Annotated in this window: 8 protein-coding genes; 2 read left to right on the top strand and 6 right to left on the bottom strand. The window is 70.1% G+C overall.

What is annotated here, in order from left to right:
- Positions 1–195: 195 nt before the first annotated feature.
- Both OG552_RS35675 and OG552_RS35670 read right to left on the bottom strand, forming a co-directional pair.
- Positions 196–1,338 (bottom strand): YVTN family beta-propeller repeat protein, encoded by a 1,143-nt coding sequence (locus tag OG552_RS35675; RefSeq protein WP_329140241.1) that lies wholly within the window; start codon positions 1,336–1,338, stop codon positions 196–198.
- Positions 1,339–1,895: 557 nt separating this feature from the next.
- Complete coding sequence (locus OG552_RS35670) at positions 1,896–6,662, bottom strand: Ig-like domain repeat protein (RefSeq protein ID WP_329140239.1); 4,767 nt, start codon at positions 6,660–6,662, stop codon at positions 1,896–1,898.
- 1,259 nt (positions 6,663–7,921) lie between these two features.
- Between OG552_RS35670 and OG552_RS35665 the strand changes: the two genes are divergently transcribed.
- Entirely contained in the window at positions 7,922–15,859 is a 7,938-nt protein-coding gene (locus OG552_RS35665; protein WP_329140237.1) for an Ig-like domain repeat protein, read from the top strand.
- Positions 15,860–16,006: 147 nt separating this feature from the next.
- Here the strand turns inward: OG552_RS35665 and OG552_RS35660 are convergent, their stop codons facing one another.
- Positions 16,007–16,987, bottom strand: coding sequence for a LacI family DNA-binding transcriptional regulator (locus OG552_RS35660; protein ID WP_329140235.1), 981 nt, complete (start codon positions 16,985–16,987; stop codon positions 16,007–16,009).
- Positions 16,984–18,285: a Gfo/Idh/MocA family protein gene (locus OG552_RS35655; RefSeq protein ID WP_329140233.1), complete on the bottom strand. Its 1,302-nt coding sequence runs from the start codon at positions 18,283–18,285 to the stop codon at positions 16,984–16,986. Before OG552_RS35655 ends, OG552_RS35660 begins: the two co-directional genes overlap by 4 nt.
- A 159-nt stretch (positions 18,286–18,444) precedes the next feature.
- Between OG552_RS35655 and OG552_RS35650 the strand changes: the two genes are divergently transcribed.
- On the top strand, positions 18,445–19,446 hold the full coding sequence (locus OG552_RS35650; protein WP_329140231.1) for an acetylxylan esterase: 1,002 nt from the start codon (positions 18,445–18,447) through the stop codon (positions 19,444–19,446).
- 62 nt (positions 19,447–19,508) lie between these two features.
- Here OG552_RS35650 and OG552_RS35645 read toward each other — a convergent pair whose 3' ends face one another.
- Together OG552_RS35645 and OG552_RS35640 are read right to left on the bottom strand one after the other, a co-directional pair.
- Positions 19,509–19,991: a hypothetical protein gene (locus OG552_RS35645; RefSeq protein WP_329140229.1), complete on the bottom strand. Its 483-nt coding sequence runs from the start codon at positions 19,989–19,991 to the stop codon at positions 19,509–19,511.
- A complete protein-coding gene (locus OG552_RS35640; protein WP_329140227.1) occupies positions 19,988–20,434 on the bottom strand; it encodes an ATP-binding protein in 447 nt (148 codons plus the stop codon). Before OG552_RS35640 ends, OG552_RS35645 begins: the two co-directional genes overlap by 4 nt.
- Positions 20,435–20,446: the final 12 nt, after the last annotated feature.

Raw genomic sequence — 20,446 nt, 5'->3', positions numbered from 1 at the left:
CGCCTGGCAGGAAAATCATTTCCCGGAAAACGCAGCGTATCCCGCCATGTCACGTTCAGAACCTCCCATTTCCCTCGCCCGGTGGTCGGTACACGCTCAGGCCGGCCCGTAATGCCCCCCAACGCCGACGGCCGCCGCTTGTGTCACCGGCGGCGGCCGTCTTCTTCTGCCCGGGTACCCGGATGGGTGAGCGTCCTAGTCGACGGCCACTCCCGCAGGACCGGTGCCCACCGGAACGGTGGCCACGACACGGTTGTTGGCGGTGTTGACCACCGACAGGTTGTCGGAGAGCAGGTTGGTCACGTAGACCCGGCCGCGGCTGGGATCGACGGCCACTCCGACCGGTGCCTCACCGACCGGGACGCTGGTCAGGACGGCGTTGGTCGTCGTATTGATCACCGAGAGCGTGTCCGAGCCCTGACCGGCCACGTAGGCGCGGTTGTTCCGCGGGTCCAGCGCGACGCCGAACGGAACGGACTGGACCGGGATCGAGGTGACCACGGTGTTGTTGACCGTGTTGATCACGGAGACGTTGTCCGAGCCCTGGTTGCTGACGTAGGCACGACCGCTCTTCTCGTCCACCGCGACCGCCACCGGAGTGGTGCCGACCGTGATGGTCGCACTGATCTGGTCGGTGGCGGTGTTGATCACGGAGACCGTGTCGGAGTCGATGTTGGTGACGTACGCCCGCTTCCGGCCCTGGTCCACCGCGATGCCGAAGGGGCTGCCGCCGGTGTTCACGGTGTCGGTGAGGGTGTTGTCGGTCGTGTCGATCACCGAGACCGTACCGTCCGTCTCGTTGGCCACGTAGGCGCGCTTGCGCCGTTCGTCGACCGCGATGCCGAACGGCCCGGTGCCGACCGGGACCGTCCCGGTCACCCGGTTGTTGTCGGTGTTGATGACGGACACGCTGTCCGCGGCGTGGTTGGTCACGTAGGCGCGGCGGTGGGTGTGGTCGAGGGCGATGCCGAACGGGGCGGCGCCGACCGGGATCGTCCGGGTCACGTTGTTGGTGCCCGTGTTGATGACGGACACGTTGTTCGCACCCTGGTTCACCACGTAGGCCTGGCGAGCGCACCACGACTGCGAACCGTGCCACCACCCGCCGCACCGGTCCGGTCCGCCGCCGGACCCGGAATTCACCTGTTTCACGTTCGCCCCCGAGGGGGGAGTCGATGAATGACCGGCCGAGTCCTGCGCGGCAGCGGCCGGCGCGAGTACGGAGAGCAGGGCGGCCGCGATTCCCAGGGACCACATTCTGCGCTTGCCGCCCACGGTCTTCGCCGAATGGCGGTACGGCGTCATGTGCTTCCTCGGCCCCTCGTTGGTGGAAAACATTTTTTCTCCAGACAGGCTCTTTGGCCCACTAATGGAGCACGAAAAGGGGGTTGACGGTGATTCCGCCGTCCCGCGGCGTAGTAATCGGTCCGTCAGTAGAGATCGTGCGGCGTACATCCGCGGTGCGCCACAAGAGATCGGCTGGACGAGTACGGCAGTGAAGTGGCTGTTCAGCACGGGGAATGCGAAACATGCGGTACGGTCCGCAGACCGCGATCGGGTGGGCGGCCGGGCCTGCGGGTCGAGGTGATTCGTCCGGACAGCCGACCCGTTCGGCGCACTCGGACGCGGCCATCCGTGCGGCGCCGAGTGCCATTGCCGGGGCGCCGGCGGAAACCGCCGTGGCATTCCCGCTGCTGCTCACGGGCGGCACCGGAGTCGGGTGTCCGGCTGTCGCCTCGACGACGGGTCCGGTGGCCGTGAGGGGATTCCCCTCGCGGCCACCGGACCCTTTCCGGCCGGCGGACCCTTTGGGCCGGCGGACCGGACCGCCGGCACTGGTCAGGACACGTCAGGACTCGCCTGGGTCTTCTGGGTCGCCTGATTCGCCTGGGTCGTCAGGCGAGAACGAGCGCGGCTGTCGCGGTGGACGATCCGAAGGCGGCCGTTCCGGCGAAGGTCGCGGTGTAGCGATTGCCCGCGCGGATGATCGTCTGCGGATTCACGGTGATGTTGCTGAGCTGGGCGACACCGCCGGCGTTGGTGACGGCGGTCCCCAGTGTCGTGGTGCCCACCTTGAAGGTGATGGTCTGACCGGGCACCGGGACTCCGGAACTCAGCACGGTGAGTGTCGCCGACAGGGTGGAGATGTGGGCCAGTCCGTCGGACCCGATAACGGCGGTCGCCGCTGTCGCGGTGAGCTTGGTGGCCACCGGGGTCGTCGTGTTCGTGACCGTCTGAGTGACCGCCGGGGACGTCGAGCCGTTGAAGCTGACGCTGCCGTTGTACACCGCGGTCAGCAAGTGGGTGCCGACGGTGAGCGCGGAGGTGGTGAAGGTCGCGACACCACCGACGAGCGTCGCGGTGCCGAGAAGCGTGGCACCGTCGAAGAAGCTCACCAGACCGGTGGGAGTGCCCGCCCCGGGCGGGACCGCGGCGACCGTCGCCGTGAGTACCACCGGCTGTCCGAGGGTGGAGGGGTTGGGGGCGGAGGTCAGCGTGGTGGTGGTGTTGGCCTTGACCACCGTCTGCGTGTCGAGCGGCGACGTGGACCCGTTGAACGCGGCGCTGCCGTTGTACACGGCGGTCAGCGAATGGGTGCCGACCGCGAGGGTGGACGTCGTGAAGGTGGCGACCCCGCCGGACAGGATCGCGGTGCCGAGGAGGGTGGCACCGTCGAAGAAGCTGACCAGACCGGTGGGAGTGCCCACCCCCGGCGGGACCGCGGCGACCGTGGCGATGAGGAGCTTCGCCTGACCGAAGATGGACGGGTCGGGGGCGGAGATCAGCGTGGTGGTGGTGTTGGCCTTGGTCACCGTCTGCGTGTCGACCGGTGAGGTGGAGCCGCTGAAGTTGGCGTCGCCGCTGTAGACGGCGGTCAGCGAGTGGGTGCCGACCGCGAGCGTGGACGTCGTGAAGGTCGCGACCCCGCCGACGAGGGTGGCCGTGCCCAACAGGGTCGCTCCGTCGAAGAAGCTCACCGTCCCTGTCGGGGTGCCGACCCCAGGCGGCGTTGGGGCAACGGTCGCGGTGAGGACCTTCGCCTGGCCGACGACGGACGGATCGGGCGCGGAGGTCAAGGTGATCGTGGTCGTCGGCTGGGTGACGGTCTGGATGTCGATGGGCGAGACCGAGCCGGTGAAGGCGGCGCTGCCGGAGTAGACCGCGGTCAGCGAGTGGGTGCCGACCGCGAGCGTCGAGGTCGTGAAGGTCGCGACGCCACCGACGAGGGTGCTGGTGCCGAGGAGGGTGGCGCCGTCGAAGAAGCTGACGGTCCCGGTCGGGGTGCCGGCCCCGGGCGGTGTCGCGGTGACGGTCGCGGTCAGCGTCTTGGCCTGGCCGACCACGGACGGGTCGGGGGCGGAGGTGAGAACCGTGGTGGTGGCCGCCCCGGTGACGGTCTGCGTGTCCACGGGCGAGGTGGAACCGGTGAACGTGGCGTCGCCGCTGTAGACAGCGGTGAGGGAGTGGGTGCCGACCGCGAGCGTGGACGTCGTGAAGGTCGCGACCCCGCCGACAAGGGGTGCCGTGCCCAGGAGGGTGGCGCCGTCGAAGAAGGCGACCGTTCCTGTCGGGGTGCCGGTCCCCGGGGGTGTTGCGGTGACGGTCGCGGTGAGGACCTTCGCCTGACCGAGGACCGAGGGGTCGGGGGCGGACGTCAGCGTGGTGGTCGTGGCGGCTTGGTTGACGGTCTGGGTGTCCACCGGGGAGGTGGAACCCGTGAAGTTGACGTCACCGGAGTACACGGCGATCAGCGAGTGCGTACCGACCGCGAGCGTGGACGTGGTGAGCGTCGCGACCCCGCCGCTCAGTGTTCCCGTACCGAGGAGGGTGGCGCCGTCGAAGAAGCTCACCGTCCCGGTCGGGATGCCGGCGCCCGGCGCCGTCGCGGTGACGGTCGCGGTAAGGACCTTCGCCTGACCGAGAACAGAGGGGTCGGGGGCGGACGTCAGCGCGGTGGTCGTGGCGGCCGCGGTGACCGTCTGCGTGTCCACCGGCGAGGTGGAACCCGTGAAGTTGACGTCACCGGAGTACACGGCGATCAGCGAGTGCGTACCGACCGCGAGCGTGGACGTGGTGAGCGTCGCGACCCCGCCGCTCAGTGTTCCCGTACCGAGGAGGGTGGCGCCGTCGAAGAAGCTCACCGTCCCGGTCGGGATGCCGGCGCCCGGCGCCGTCGCGGTGACGGTCGCGGTAAGGACCTTCGCCTGACCGAGAACAGAGGGGTCGGGGGCGGACGTCAGCGCGGTGGTCGTGGCGGCCGCGGTGACCGTCTGCGTGTCCACCGGGGAGGTGGAACCGTTGAAGTTGACGTCACCGGAGTACACCGCCGTCAGCGGATGGGTCCCTACGGCGAGGGCGGAAGTGGTGAAGGTGGCGACCCCGGCGACGAGGGGTGCCGTGCCCAGCAGGGTCGCACCGTCGAAGAAACTCACCGTCCCGGTGGGCGTGCCGACACCGGGCGGAGCCACGGTCACGGTCGCGGTCAGCGTCTTGGTCTGCCCGAAGACGGAGGGGTCGGGGGCGGAGGCCAGCGTGGTGGTGGTGACGGGTTGGGTGACGGTCTGCGTGTCGACCGGGGAGGTGGAACCGGTGAACGTGGCATCACCGGAATACACGGCGGTCAGCGAGTGCGTACCGACCGCAAGGGTCGAGGTCGTGAAGGTCGCGACGCCGGCGACGAGGGGTGCGGTGCCCAACAGGGTCGCACCGTCGAAGAAACTCACCGTCCCCGTGGGGGTGCCGGTTCCGGGCGGAACCGCGGTGACCGTGGCGGTGAGGGTCTTGACCTGACCGACCACCGAGGGGTCGGGGGCGGAGGTGAGAACCGTGGTGGTGGCTGCTTGGGTGACGGTCTGGGTGTCGACCGGGGAGGTGGAACCGGTGAACGTGGCATCACCGGAATAGACAGCGGTCAGCGAGTGCGTACCGACCGCAAGGGTCGAGGTCGTGAACGTCGCAACACCGCCGACCAGAGGCGCCGTACCCAACAGGGTCACACCGTCGAAGAAACTCGCCGTCCCCGTAGGCGTACCAGTTGCGGGCGGCGTCGCCGTGACCGTCGCCGTCAACGTCTTGACCTGACCGACCACGGACGGGTCAGGCGCCGAGGTGAGAACCGTGGTGGTCGCCGCCTGAGTGACGGTCTGCGTGTCCACGGGTGAGGTGGAACCGGTGAACGTGGCATCACCGGAATACACGGCGGTCAGCGAGTGCGTACCGACCGCAAGGGTCGAGGTCGTGAACGTCGCAACACCGCCGACCAGAGGCGCCGTACCCAACAGGGTCGCACCATCGAAGAAACTCACCGTCCCCGTGGGAGTGCCGGTTGCGGGCGGCGTCGCCGTGACCGTCGCCGTCAACGTCTTGACCTGACCGACCACCGACGGGTCAGGCGCCGACGTCAGTGCGGTAGTGGTGGCCGCCTGGATGACCGTCTGCGTGTCCACCGGCGACGTCGAACCGGTGAACGTGGCATCACCCGAATACACCGCCGTCAGCGAGTGGGTCCCCACCGCGAGAGTGGACGTCGTCAAGGTCGCGACCCCGGCGACCAGAGGCGCCGTCCCCAACAGGGTCGCACCGTCGAAGAAGTCCACCGTCCCCGTAGGCGTACCCGCCCCTGATGGAACCACGGTGGCGGTGAGCGTCTTGGTTTGCCCGGCCACGGACGGATCGGGGGTGGAGGTGAGTGTGGTCGTGGTGGAGAAAGGGGCAGTGGGGACGATGCTGACGGTGTTGTCCGTGTTGTTGGCGATGTAGGCGGACAGGCCGTCGGGGGTGATCGCGATCCCGAACGGTGCGGTGCCGACGGGGATCGTCGCGGCGACGGTGTTGGTGGTCGTGTCGATGACGCTCACCGTGTTGTCGCCGTTGTTGGTGACGTAGCTGTGCAGACCGTCAGGAGTGACCGCTACACCGACGGGGGCCGTGCCGACAGGGACCGTGGCGGTGACCGTATTGGTCGCGGTACTGATGACGCTCACCGTGTTGTCACCGTTGTTGACGACGTCGACCGACAGACCGTCGGGGGTGACGGCGATACCCAGAGGGACCGTGCCGACGGGGATGGTGGTGGTGACGGTGTTGGTTGTGGTGTTGATGACGCTGACGGTGTTGTCGCCGGAGTTGGTGACGTACGCGGACAGGCCGTTGGGGGTGATCGCGATCCCGAAGGGTGCGGCACCGACCGGGATCGTCGTGGTGACGGTGTTGGTCGCGGTGTCGATGACGCTGACGGTGCTGTCGCCGGAGTTGGTGACGTACGCGGTGGCCCCGTCGGGGGTGATCGCGATGCCGAGGGGGACGGTGCCGACGGGGATGGTGGTGGTGACGGTGTTGGTCGCGGTGCTGATGACGCTGACGGTGCTGTCGCCGGAGTTGGTGACGTAGACGGTGGTGCCGTCGGGGGTGATGGCTGACCAGAACGGGACGGATCCCACGGGGATGGTGGTGGTGACGGTGTCGGTCGCGGTGTCGATGACGCTGACGGTGTTGTCGCCCTCGTTGGTGACGTAGGCGGACAGGCCGTTGGGGGTGATCGCCACCGAGGTGGGGAAGCTGCCCACCGGCACGGTCGGATCAGCCAGGAGCGTGAGGCGTGGACGGCTGAACGTGCGGAACCTGATCAGTTGACGCCACTGAGACGTGATTCCTTTGGACATGAATGCCCCTCGTGTGGAGTGCCGTGTGGTCATGACGGGCACTCAAGGGCTCACCGGGACCGCGGTGTTCGCGGCGGGGGGTTCACGGGTCCGGCGTTCCAGGGAGTGCCCATCAGGACGCCGCCGGCCGGGTCCGGGCCGTGCGGCGGTTCCAGTCCCCCGGGGAGAGGTGGGCAGCCAGCCGGGTTCCTATAAACGCAAGTAACCCACTCACCGGCTCACCAGACCAGCACACCAACCCACAAACCACCCAAACGAATCAAATCCGTCCTGATGGCTTGCGCGGCGGCGGACTCTTTGGCCCGGGCCGTGCGTTGGCCGTCCGGACAGGGCCGGGCAGAGCGGGCTCCCTGGCAGGGCCTGGTCCTGGACCTGGGCCTGGATCTGGACCGAGGCCGCGGTCCGCCGCTGACGGGTCGCGGACCGAGCGGCCGGCGGGGGCCTTTACGTCGCGGAGACCGGTACGCGGCGGCCTTGCGCGACCTCTGCTCGGCCGACCGCCTTGGTGGCAACTCCCCCACTGCCCGCGGCAGGAGCGAACTTCCCACACCTCGGTCGGCTTTGGGGGGCGCCTCTCCCAACGGCCGTTCCGCCGGCCGCGTGAGCAGGTCAGCAGCCGTGGGCGAGCCGGACTTCGAGCCAGCGGTCCGTGGCGGAGCACCGTGAGCGGTCAGGACCTGGGGGCGGTCGGAGGCGGTTGAAGGCGGTGCGGCGAACTCGGGCCAGGACAGCCCGGACCGGACTGGCCAGGGCTGGGATCGCGGCCCCGGCGGGGATACGCGGGGAAGCAGTCCGTCCTTCGGTGGGGGACGTCGTCGCCCGGGCGTTCGGCCGCGCGGTGGCTTTCGGGGAGATCAGGGCGACCAGCTGCCGGGGCCCGGGTTCGCGGATCCCGGCCCGTGGGCCGAAAGGTCACAGCAGCGGGCTCGCGGTGGGGCGTTGAGGGGCGCGTTCGAGGAACCGTTCCAGGTGCGGTGGATCCGGGGTGGCGCGCATGTGATTCGTTTGGGTGGTTTGTGGGTTGGTGTGCTGGTCTGGTGAGCCGGTGAGTGGGTTACTTGCGTTTATAGGAACCCGGCTGGCTGCCCACCTCTCCCCGGGGGACTGGAACCGCCGCACGGCCCGGACCCGGCCGGCGGCGTCCTGATGGGCACTCCCTGGAACGCCGGACCCGTGAACCCCCCGCCGCGAACACCGCGGTCCCGGTGAGCCCTTGAGTGCCCGTCATGACCACACGGCACTCCACACGAGGGGCATTCATGTCCAAAGGAATCACGTCTCAGTGGCGTCAACTGATCAGGTTCCGCACGTTCAGCCGTCCACGCCTCACGCTCCTGGCTGATCCGACCGTGCCGGTGGGCAGCTTCCCCACCTCGGTGGCGATCACCCCCAACGGCCTGTCCGCCTACGTCACCAACGAGGGCGACAACACCGTCAGCGTCATCGACACCGCGACCGACACCGTCACCACCACCATCCCCGTGGGATCCGTCCCGTTCTGGTCAGCCATCACCCCCGACGGCACCACCGTCTACGTCACCAACTCCGGCGACAGCACCGTCAGCGTCATCAGCACCGCGACCAACACCGTCACCACCACCATCCCCGTCGGCACCGTCCCCCTCGGCATCGCGATCACCCCCGACGGGGCCACCGCGTACGTCACCAACTCCGGCGACAGCACCGTCAGCGTCATCGACACCGCGACCAACACCGTCACCACGACGATCCCGGTCGGTGCCGCACCCTTCGGGATCGCGATCACCCCCAACGGCCTGTCCGCGTACGTCACCAACTCCGGCGACAACACCGTCAGCGTCATCAACACCACAACCAACACCGTCACCACCACCATCCCCGTCGGCACCTCACCGTACGGAGTGGCGATCGCCCCGGACGGGGCCACTGCTTACGTCGCGGACAACGGTGACAACACGGTCAGCGTCATCAACACCACGACCAACGCCGTCACCGCCACGATCCCGGCCGGCACCGCGCCCCTCGGCGCCGCCGTCGCAACCGACGGCCTGCACAGCTACGTCACCGACAACGGCGACAACACGGTGAGCGTCATCGACACCGCGACCAACACCGTCACCACGACGATCCCCGTCGGCACCGCGCCGTTCGGGATCGCGATCAGCCCTGACGGGACCACCGCCTACGTCGCCAACAACACGGACAACACCGTCAGTATCACCGCGGCCGCGCCGTTCCCCACGACCACGACGCTCACTTCCGCGCCTGACCCGTCCGTGGTCGGAGAAACCAAGACCCTCACCGCCACCGTTGCCGCGGACCCCCCGGAACTCGGTACGCCTACGGGGACGGTGGACTTCTTCGACGGCGCGACCCTGTTGGGTACGGCGCCTCTGGTCGCCGGGGTCGCGACCCTGACGACGTCCACTCTCGCGGTGGGGACCCACTCGCTGACCGCCGTGTATTCCGGTGATGCCACGTTCACCGGTTCGACGTCCCCGGTCGACACGCAGACGGTTACCCAGGCGGCCACCACGACCGCGCTCACGTCGGCGCCTGACCCATCCGTGGCAGGCGAGGCAAAGACCCTCACCGCGACCGTCACGGCAGTCCCGCCCGGTGTCGGCACCCCGACGGGGACGGTCGACTTCTTCGACGGAGCCACCCTCCTCGGCACCGCAACACTGGCCGCCGGCGTCGCAACACTCACCACTTCTGCCTTGACCGTAGGCACCCACTCCCTCACCGCCGTCTACAGCGGCGACGCGGACTTCACCGGATCCACCTCACCCGTGGACACGCAGACCGTCACCCAGGCGGCCACCACGACCGCACTCACCTCCGCACCTGACCCGACGGTGGCCGGAGAAGCCAAGACCCTCACCGCGACCGTCACGGCAGTCCCGCCCGGTGTCGGCACCCCCACCGGCACCGTGGACTTCTTCGACGGAGCCACCCTCCTCGGCACCGCGGCGCTCGTCGCCGGAGTCGCCACCCTCACGACGTCCACCCTCGCGGTCGGCACCCACTCCCTCACCGCCGTCTACTCCGGCGACACAGAGTTCACCGGATCCACCTCACCCGTGGACACGCAGACGGTCACCCAAGCCGCCACCACCACCGCACTCACCTCCGCACCCGACCCATCCGTGGCAGGCGAGGCCAAAACGCTGACCGCGACCGTCGCCGCAGTCCCGCCAGGAACCGGCACGCCGACCGGCACCGTGGACTTCTTCGACGGCGCGACATTGCTCGGCACCGGGACACTGGTCGCCGGCGTCGCCACCCTCACCACTTCTGCCTTGACCGTAGGCACCCACTCCCTCACCGCCGTCTACTCCGGCGACACAGAGTTCACCGGATCAACATCCCCCGTGGACACGCAGACGGTTACCCAAGCCGCCACCACCACAGCCCTGACCTCGGCACCCGACCCCTCCGTGGCAGGCGAGGCCAAAACGCTGACCGCGACCGTCACCGCCGTTCCACCGGGAGCCGGCACACCGACAGGAACGGTCGACTTCTTCGACGGAGCCACCCTCCTCGGCACGGCGCCTCTGGTCGCCGGCGTCGCTACGCTCACCACTTCTGCCTTGACCGTAGGCACGCACTCCCTGACCGCCGTGTACTCCGGTGACGCGGACTTCACCGGGTCAACGTCTCCCGTGGACACGCAGACCGTCACCCAGGCAGCCACCACGACCGCACTCACCTCCGCCCCAGACCCCTCCGTGGCAGGCGAGCCAAAGACCCTCACCGCGACCGTCGCCGCGGTCCCGCCAGGAACCGGCACCCCCACCGGCACCGTGGACTTCTTCGACGGAGCCACCCTCCTCGGCACCGCGCCCCTGGTCGCCGGCGTCGCCACCCTCACAACCTCGGCCCTCGCCGTGGGGACGCACTCCCTCACCGCCGTCTACTCCGGCGACATGGACTTCACCGGATCCACCTCACCCGTGGACACGCAGACGGTCACCCAGGCGGCCACCACGACCGCGCTCACATCGGCGCCTGACCCGACGGTGGCCGGAGAAGCCAAGACCCTCACCGCCACCGTCGCCGCAGTCCCGCCCGGTGTCGGCACCCCCACCGGAACGGTCGACTTCTTCGACGGCGCGACATTGCTCGGCACCGGAACACTGACCGCCGGCGTCGCCACCCTCACGACATCCACCCTCGCGGTCGGCACCCACTCCCTCACCGCCGTCTACAGCGGCGACACAGAGTTCACCGGATCCACCTCACCCGTCGACACCCAGACCGTCACCCAAGCCGCCACCACCACAGCACTCGCCTCCGCACCCGACCCCTCCGTGGCAGGCGAGGCCAAAACGCTGACCGCGACCGTCGCCGCGGTCCCGCCAGGAACCGGCACGCCGACCGGCACCGTGGACTTCTTCGACGGCGCGACATTGCTCGGCACCGGGACACTGGTCGCCGGTGTCGCCACCCTCACCACCTCCACCTTGAGTGTCGGTACGCACTCGCTGACGGCCGTGTACTCCGGCGACGCCGACTTCACCGGCTCAACGTCGCCGATCGACACGCAGACCGTCACCCAAGCCGCCACCACCACCGCACTAACCTCCGCACCCGACCCCTCGGTGACCGGGGAAGCAAAGACCCTCACCGCGACCGTCACCGCGGTCCCGCCAGGAACCGGCACCCCGACAGGAACGGTCGACTTCTTCGACGGCGCCACCCTCCTCGGCACCGCAACACTCACCGGTGGCGTCGCCACGCTCACGACAACCGCTCTCGCAGTGGGGACGCACTCGCTGACCGCCGTCTACTCCGGCGACACGGACTTCACCGGCTCAACGTCGCCGATCGACACGCAGACCGTCACCCAAGCCGCCACCACAACTACGCTGACGTCGGCGCCCGATCCCTCAGTTCTCGGCCAGACCAAAACGCTCACCGCGACCGTCGCCGCGGTCCCGCCAGGAGCCGGCACACCGACAGGAACGGTGGACTTCTTCGACGGTGCGACCCTGCTGGGTACGGCGCCTCTGGTCGCCGGGGTCGCGACCCTGACAACCTCGGCCCTCGCCGTGGGGACGCACTCGCTGACCGCCGTCTACTCCGGTGACGCGAACTTCACCGGCTCCACCTCACCCGTGGACACGCAGACGGTTACCCAAGCCGCCACCACCACCGCACTCACCTCCGCACCCGACCCCTCGGTGGCCGGCGAGACAAAGACCCTCACCGCCACCGTCACGGCAGTCCCGCCAGGAACCGGCACACCGACAGGAACGGTCGACTTCTTCGACGGAGCGACGTTGCTCGGGACCGCGACGCTGGCCGGTGGGGTCGCCACCCTCACCACGTCCACGCTGGCAATCGGTACGCACTCGCTGACGGCCGTGTACTCCGGTGACGCCGACTTCACCGGCTCAACGTCGCCGATCGACACGCAGACCGTCACCCAAGCCGCCACCACCACCGCACTAACCTCGGCACCCGATCCCTCGGTGACCGGGGAAGCAAAGACCCTCACCGCGACCGTCACCGCGGTCCCGCCAGGAACCGGCACACCGACAGGAACGGTCGACTTCTTCGACGGAGCGACCCTGCTGGGTACGGCGCCTCTGGCCGCCGGGGTCGCGACCCTGACAACCTCGGCCCTCGCCGTCGGAACGCACTCGCTCACCGCGGTCTACTCCGGCGACACGGACTTCACCGGCTCAACGTCACCCATCGACACACAGACCGTCACCCAAGCCGCCACCACAACCACGCTCACCTCCGCACCCGACCCCTCCGCAGTCGGACAGACCAAAACGCTCACCGCAACCGTCACCCCGACACCCCCAGGAGCCGGCACACCGACAGGAACGGTCGACTTCTTCGACGGCGCCACCCTCCTCGGCACCGCAACACTCACCGGTGGCGTCGCGACATTCACCACCTCCACGCTGGCAATCGGCACGCACTCCCTCACCGCCGTCTACTCCGGCGACGCGAACTTCACCGGCTCCACCTCCCCCGTCGACACCCAGACCGTCACCCAAGCCGCCACCACAACCACGCTCACCTCCGCACCCGACCCCTCCGCAGTCGGACAGACCAAAACGCTCACCGCAACCGTCACCCCGACACCCCCAGGAGCCGGCACACCGACAGGAACGGTCGACTTCTTCGACGGCGCCACCCTCCTCGGTACGGCGCCTCTGGTCGCCGGGGTCGCGACCCTGACAACCTCGGCCCTCGCCGTCGGAACGCACTCGCTCACCGCCGTCTACTCCGGCGACACGGACTTCACCGGCTCAACGTCACCGATCGACACACAGACCGTCACCCAAGCCGCCACCACAACCGCACTCACCTCCGCGCCTGACCCGTCGGTGGCCGGGGAAGCAAAGACCCTCACCGCAACCGTCACCCCGACACCCCCAGGAACCGGCACCCCCACCGGAACCGTCGACTTCTTCGACGGCGCGACATTGCTCGGGACCGCAACACTCACCGGTGGCGTCGCCACCCTCACCACGTCCACGCTGGCAATCGGCACGCACTCCCTCACCGCCGTCTACTCCGGCGACACGGACTTCACCGGCTCAACATCCCCCATCGACACCCAGACCGTCACCCAAGCCGCCACCACAACCGCACTCACCTCCGCACCCGACCCCTCCGTACTCGGCCAGACCAAAACCCTCACCGCAACCGTCACCCCGACACCCCCAGGAACCGGCACCCCCACAGGAACCGTCAGCTTCTTCGACGGAGCCACCCTCCTCGGCACCGCAACACTCACCGGCGGAATCGCCACCCTCACCACCTCCACCCTCACCGTCGGCACCCACTCCCTCACCGCCGTCTACTCCGGCGACGCGAACTTCACCGGATCAACATCCCCCATCGACACACAGACCGTCACCCAAGCCGCCACCACAACCGCACTCACCTCCGCACCCGACCCCTCCGCGGTCGGACAAGCCAAAACCCTCACCGCGACCGTCACCGCGACACCCCCAGGGGCCGGCACGCCCACCGGCACCGTGGACTTCTTCGACGGCGCCACGTTCATCGGGACCGGCACCCTGACCGGCGGCGTGGCGACATTCACCACCTCCACTCTTGCCGCGGGGGTGCACTCCCTGACCGCCGTCTACTCCGGCGACGCGGACTTCACCGGCTCAACATCCCCCGTCGACACGCAGACCGTCACCGCGGCCGGCAGCACCACCGCGCTCACATCGGCGCCCGATCCGTCGGTGTTCGGTCAGGCGAAGACGCTCACCGCGACCGTGACCGCGACACCGCCCGGGGTCGGCACCCCGACCGGCACCGTGGACTTCTTCGACGGGGCCACCCTCCTCGGGACCGCGACGCTGGCCGGTGGGGTCGCCACCCTCACCACCTCCACCCTCACCGTCGGCACCCACTCCCTCACCGCCGTCTACTCCGGCGACGGGAACTTCGCCGGGTCCACTTCGCCGGTCGACACCCAGAGCGTGACGAAGGGCGCGACGTTGACGTCGGTCGGTGCTTCGCCGGACCCGTCGGTCTTCGGACAGCCGAAGACGCTGACAGCGACGGTCACCGCGGTGGCGCCAGCCACGGGGACGCCGACCGGTACGGTCACCTTCTTCGTCGGGGGCATCCCGCAGGCACCCGTTCCCCTGGTCGGCGGCACCGCGACACTGACGACCTCCACCCAACCGGTCGGCACGCGTGCGGTACGCGCCACCTACAACGGAAGCGCCGCTTTCAACGGCTCCACCTCACCCACCATCAGCACCACCGTGACCAAGGCGAATACCACCAGCGCCCTCACCTCGGCGCCGGATCCCTCCGTCTTCGGCCAGACGAAGACACTCACCGCCACCGTCACCGCGGTCCTGCCCGGTGCGGGCACCCCCGCCGGCAGCGTCAGCTTCTTCGACGGCGCCACCCTCCTCGGCACCGCGACACTCAGCGGCGGCGTCGCCACCCTCACCACCACCGCGCTCACCGCGGGCTCGCACTCCCTGACCGCCGTCTACGCGGGCAACGTCAGTTTCAACGGCTCCACCTCACCGGTCGACACCCAGACGGTGAACCCGGCCAACAGCACCACCACGCTGACGTCCGCGCCTGACCCTTCCGTCTTCGGCCAGACGAAGACACTCACCACGACCGTCGCCGCGGTCCTGCCCGGCTCAGGCACCCCCACCGGCACCGTCAGCTTCTTCGACGGAGCCACCCTCCTCGGCACCGCGACACTCAGCGGCGGCGTCGCCACCCTCACCACCACCGCGCTCACCGTCGGGACGCACTCCCTCACGGCGGTCTACGCCGGCAGCGCCGCCTTCAACGGCTCCACCTCACCCGTCGACACCCAGACCGTCACCTCCGCGTCCAGCGCCACCGTGCTGACGTCGGCGCCCGACCCGTCGGTGATCGGCCAGACGAAGACGCTCACCGCCACCGTCACCGCCGTCCTGCCCGGCTCAGGCACCCCCACCGGCACCGTCAGCTTCTTCGACGGAGCCACCCTCCTCGGCACCAGCACCCTCGTCGGCGGCGTCGCCACCCTCACCACCTCCACCCTCACCGTCGGCAGCCACGCCCTCACCGCCGTCTACGCCGGCAGCGCCGCCTTCAACGGCTCCACCTCACCCGTCGACACCCAGAGCGTGACGAAGGGGTCGACGGCAACGGCGGTCAGCGCTTCGCCGGACCCGTCGGTCTTCGGACAGCCGAAGACGTTCACCGCCACGGTCACATCGGTTGCCCCGGCCACGGGAACCCCGACCGGTACGGTCACCTTCTTCATCGGAGGTATCCCCCAGGCGCCCGTACCTCTGGTCGGCGGCACCGCGACACTGACGACCTCCACCCAACCGGTCGGCACACGGACCGTACGCGCCGCGTACAACGGGGACGCCAACTACAACGGCTCGACCTCGCCCACGATCAACACCACCGTGACCAAGGCGGGCACCACCAGCACCCTCACGTCGGCACCCGACCCCTCCGTCTTCGGCCAGACGAAGACGCTCACCGCCACCGTCGCCGCCGTTCCGCCGGGTGCCACTACGCCGGCCGGCACCGTCAGCTTCTTCGACGGCGCCACCCTTCTCGGCACCGCGACACTCAGCGGTGGCGTCGCGACCTTCGCCATCTCCACCCTCGCGGTCGGGACGCACGCCCTGACCTCCGTCTACGCCGGCAACTCCGGCTTCAACGGCTCCACCTCACCGGTCGACACTCAGACCGTCATGTGATTCCCGCGCCCATCGCCCCCGGCCGGACCTCAGGACCGGCCGGGGGCTTTCCTCGCCGAAATCCGGCCCGCCGGCCCCACCGGGCCCGCGGGACCCTCTCGACCGGACCACCTTCTCGGACAGGACCGCCCTCTCGACGGGTGCCGGCTACGCCCGTTGCCCGGTCGACGCCCGCACCACCAGGCCGGTCGGCAGTGCGACCGCACGCGGCGGCGCCTCAGGGTCGGCGATCCGTTCCAGCAGCAGATCGACGCCGTGGGTGCCCATGGCGTCGATGGGGACGTGGACCGCGGTGAGCGCCGGGTGGATGGTACGTGCCATGAAGGTGTCGTCCACGGTCACCAGGGCGAAGTCCCCCGGCACCGTGTATCCCTGGCGGGCGAAGCCGGCGGCGACGCCGTGGGCCACCATCTCGTTGTGGGCGATGACCGCGGTCGCCCCGCTGGTCGGGACCAGGTCCGCGGCGGCCACACCGTTGTCGAAGGTGAGGTCGAAGGGGCCCAGGTGCTCGACGAGTTCGACGCCATAGGTGTCGCAGGCCCGCTGGACCGGCTGCCGGTGTCCGGGGGTACGGGCGGTCCGGGTGCCGTTGACGTAGACGATCCGCCGGTGCCCCAGGGCGGCCAGGTGGCGTACCGCCTGCCCCATGCCGGTCGGCAGTTCGGCGTACGAACAGGCCATCTCCGGCAGGTGCGTGCCGACCAGGACGACGGGGCCCGCGGCGGCGAGGGCGCGGAGCATCTCCTCGGGCATCCGCGGGCCGGCCAGCAGCAGGCCGTCGGTCTGCCGGGCCATGGCGTGGGCGAGGTCGTACGCGTCGGCGGGCAGATCGCCGGTGCCGGCCAGGAACAGTGCGTGGTCCTTGGCCCGTGCCCGGTGCTGGACGGACTTGATGATCTCGGCGAAGTACGGGTTGGCGACGTCGGGGACGAGCAGGCCAAGGGTGCGGGTGCGGCCTCTGGCCAGCGAGCTGGCCAGCCGGTTGGGTGTGAAGTCCAGCCGCTGGGCGACGGCCAGCACCCGCTCGCGGGTGTCCGCGCGGACCGTCTCCGGCAGGCTGAACACGCGCGAGACGGTGGATGCGGACACCCCCGCCTCGCGCGCGACGTCGGTCATGGTGGTGGTCACGGGACGCTGACCACGTCGGTGATGTCCACCGCCTCACCTCCGGTGAAGGAGCTGTTCGCGGCCAGTCCGATGGCGAGGGCCAGGGCGCCGTCGGTGGCTGTCGCGGCCGGCCCGGGCTCGCCGTCGTACAGCGTGCGCAGCATCCGCGCATCGCCGCCGCCGTGCCCGGCGTGGTCGAACTGCGGGATCCCGACCGGGCGCGGGGGCTCCCAGAGCGGCCGGAGCAGAATCTGCGCGCCGCCCGCGTTGTCCAGCGCGGTGTCGCCGTGCACCGCGCCCTTGGCGGAGGAGAGCCGGGCCCGCGGCGGCTGCCACTGGCTCTCCACCACTTCCAGTTCCAGCCGCCCGCCGGTGCCGTTGAACATCACCCGGTAGCCCTCCCACGGTGAGTAGGCGGTGAGGTGGTAGGACATGGAGGCGCCGGTGTCGTACTGCACGAGGACCGCCATGTCGTCCTCGATGGTGATGCCGTCGCCGAAGACGTTGCGGTCGCGGTGGTAGCCGTCCTCGGCCTCGGCGTCGAGGTAGAGGGCGCGCAGTCCTTCGTTCTCGTCCAGGTGGAGGGCGAACGGGTCGCCGGCGGCGGCAGCGGAGCCGTGCGCGCGGACGTAGTCGGCGCGGCGGCCGTGCCGCTCACCGTTCTCGCGGCCGTAGAAGCCCAGCCTGCCCGCGCCGTAGACCCGCTTCGGACGGGCGCCGAGCCACCAGTTGACGAGGTCGAAGTGGTGGCCGGCCTTGTGGACCATCAGGCCGCCGCTCTTGTCCCTCTCCCGGTGCCAGCGCCGGAAGTAGTCGGCGCCGTGGCGTACGTCGAGCAGCCACTCGAAGTGCACCGAGAGCACGTCGCCGATGGAACCCGCGGCGAGTTCGCGGCGGACCAGCTCGTGCACGGGGTTGAAGCGGTAGTTGAAGGCGACGGCCAGCGGGCTGCCGGTCCGGCTGACGGTGTCGAGGATGCGCCGGCAGCGGTCGGCGTCGGTGGTCATCGGCTTCTCGGTCACCACCCGGCAGCCGGCCCGCAGCGCGGGGACGATGTACGCGTCGTGGTGCGCGTCCACGGTCGTGACGACGACTTCCTCGATGCCCTCGTGCTGCAGCATCTTCTCGAAGTCGTCGGGGTGGTACGTACGGGCCTCGGGCTGCCCGAGGGCGGCGAGGAGCCTGTTGTGGTGCGCCATGCGCACCGGGTTGGGGTCGCAGAGCGCCGCGAGGTCGAAGTGGTCGCGGCGGGCGAGTCCTTCGGTGAAGAGCTGTGCGCGATGGCCTGTGCCGACGATGGCGGCCCGTTTGGCGGTCATGCCTCACCTCCGTGATGAAAGGCTTGCACGCGCTTGCAGAGTCGTCAATACAGCTGTCGGACGAGGGAGTTCGGAGATTGTGCGCAAGCGCTTGCAGTTACCCGCGGGCTCGGGGGACGATGCCGACGCCCGCCTGTCCCCCTCGTACCTGGAGCCCTCATGGCCCTGTTCGACCTGCCCCTTGAGGAACTGCGCAGCTACCGGCCGGAGCGTGCCGAGCCGGACGACTTCGACGTGTTCTGGAAGCGGACCCTCGACGAGGCGGCGCAGGGCGGCCTCGACGCCGAATTCCGGCCGTACGACGCCGCGTTGAGCACGGTCGAGGTCTACGACGTGTCCTTCTCCGGCTGGGGCGGGCACCGGATAGCGGCGTGGCTGATCGTGCCCAGGGGCGCGGAGAGCGCCGGGGGTGCGCGGGAACCGCTGCCCTGCGTGGTGCAGTACATCGGCTACGGCGGGGGCCGGGGGCTCCCCCACGACCATCTGGTCTGGCCCGCGAGCGACCGGGCGGTCCTGGTGGTGGACACCCGGGGCCAGGGCGCGGCGGGCCGCAACAACGCCGGTGGCACCGCGGACCCGCACGGCGGCGCCGGCCCGCAGGCGCCGGGCTTCATGACGCGCGGCATCCTGGACCCGGAGGACTACTACTACCGCCGGGTGTACACCGACGCGGTCCGGGCGGTGGACGTGGCGGCCTCGCACCCGGCGGTCGACGCCGGCCGGATCTACGTCTGCGGCACCAGCCAGGGCGGGGGTATCGCCACCGCGGTGGCGGGGCTGCACCGCGGGGTCCGCGCGGCGCTGATCGATGTGCCGTTCCTCGCGCACTTCCGGCGCGCGCTGACCATCACCGACCGCGACCCGTACCAGGAGATCGTGCTCTTCCTGGCGACGCAGCGTGCCGCGCAGGAGCGGGTCTTCCGGACGCTCTCCTACTTCGACGGCCTGCACTTCGCGGCCCGTGCCACCGTGCCGGCGCTGTACTCGGTGGCGCTGATGGACCAGGTCTGCCCGCCGTCCACGGTGTACGCGTCGTTCAACCACTGGGCGGGCGAGGTGAAGGACATCACCGTCTACCCGTGGAACGGGCACGAGGGCGGCGCCGCGGAGCACCGCTCCGCCCAGCTGCACTGGCTGCGGGATCTGGAGGCGCGGGCGTGATGCAGGGGTGTGATGCGGGGGGCCGGGCGCGGCCGGCTACGTGACGGCCGGGCGTGGCCCGGCTACGTGACGCTCATCGCGGGCCGGATCCCGGCGATGCCGCAGGCCGCGAAGTAGAGCAGGATCGGGTGCGTGTACGGCGCGGCCCGGTCCGGCCAGTGGATGACGCTGTGGCCGTCCGCCTCCTTCGACCGCGGCCCGTAGTACGGGACGAGGACGGCTGCCTCGATCAGGTAGCGGGAGTTGGGCGGCCAGGTGACGCCGACGTCGGAGCCGCTGGGCACGATCCACAGCCACCGCTTGCCGTCCGCGAGGATGCAGCCGGAACTCGGCAGCCGATCGAGGATCCGCATGCCGTGCTCGGCGGAGGTCTCGACGACATCGCATCCGAGGCCGGCCGAGAAGGTGGGCGCGGACGGCACGCGGATACCGTGCCGCGCGGCCGGCTCCTCCCCCGTACGCGCTGCCGCCAGGTAGGGGTGGGAGCCCCATCGGCGGAGCTTCATCCGGCGGCCGGAGGAGGGGGAGGAGGGGGAGGCGGTCATCGCGGGTCCTCTCCGTGCCGGGCCGCCGGGGCGGATACGGTCACCGTGGCCCAGGCGGTCCACCCGGCCCCGGGCGTGGCGACGTCGATCCCCCAGGACGTGCTCAGCGCTTCGACGACGACCAGCCCCCGGCCGCCCTCGCCGGGCGGCCGGGCGTCGCCCTGGGTCCCGGCGCGTCCTTCGGAGCCGACCTCCACGCGGATCTCCGGTCCGCCGCGCAGCCGGCAGGTGACGCTGTCACTGACGGTGTGCACGATGGCGTTGGTCACCAGTTCGGAGATGATCAGCTCGACGTCGTCGCACACCGCGTCCGGTACGCCCCAGCCGCGCAGTTCGACGCGCGCCGCGCGGCGGACGGTGCGGACGGCGGTCGGGTGCGCGGGGACGCGGAAGGCGGTGTGCGGCTGCCCGCCGGCCGCGGCGGGGGACGGGGAGACGGTCACGGGAGCTGTACC

Origin of the sequence: Streptomyces sp. NBC_01476 (genome assembly GCF_036227265.1) — a bacterium.
Taxonomy (GTDB): Bacteria; Actinomycetota; Actinomycetes; order Streptomycetales; family Streptomycetaceae; genus Actinacidiphila.
The sequence above is the reverse complement of the archived record's forward strand: the minus strand, read 5'-3'. Positions and strand labels throughout refer to the sequence as shown.

Excerpts from the sequence above, each read along its gene's own strand:
- OG552_RS35665 (WP_329140237.1), top strand. The coding sequence starts at position 7,922 with ATGTCCAAAGGAATCACGTCTCAGTGGCGTCAACTGATCAGGTTCCGC.
- OG552_RS35675 (WP_329140241.1), bottom strand. The coding sequence starts at position 1,338 with ATGTTTTCCACCAACGAGGGGCCGAGGAAGCACATGACGCCGTACCGC.
- OG552_RS35655 (WP_329140233.1), bottom strand. The coding sequence starts at position 18,285 with ATGACCGCCAAACGGGCCGCCATCGTCGGCACAGGCCATCGCGCACAG.
- OG552_RS35650 (WP_329140231.1), top strand. The coding sequence starts at position 18,445 with ATGGCCCTGTTCGACCTGCCCCTTGAGGAACTGCGCAGCTACCGGCCG.
- OG552_RS35670 (WP_329140239.1), bottom strand. The coding sequence starts at position 6,662 with ATGTCCAAAGGAATCACGTCTCAGTGGCGTCAACTGATCAGGTTCCGC.
- OG552_RS35645 (WP_329140229.1), bottom strand. The coding sequence starts at position 19,991 with ATGACCGCCTCCCCCTCCTCCCCCTCCTCCGGCCGCCGGATGAAGCTC.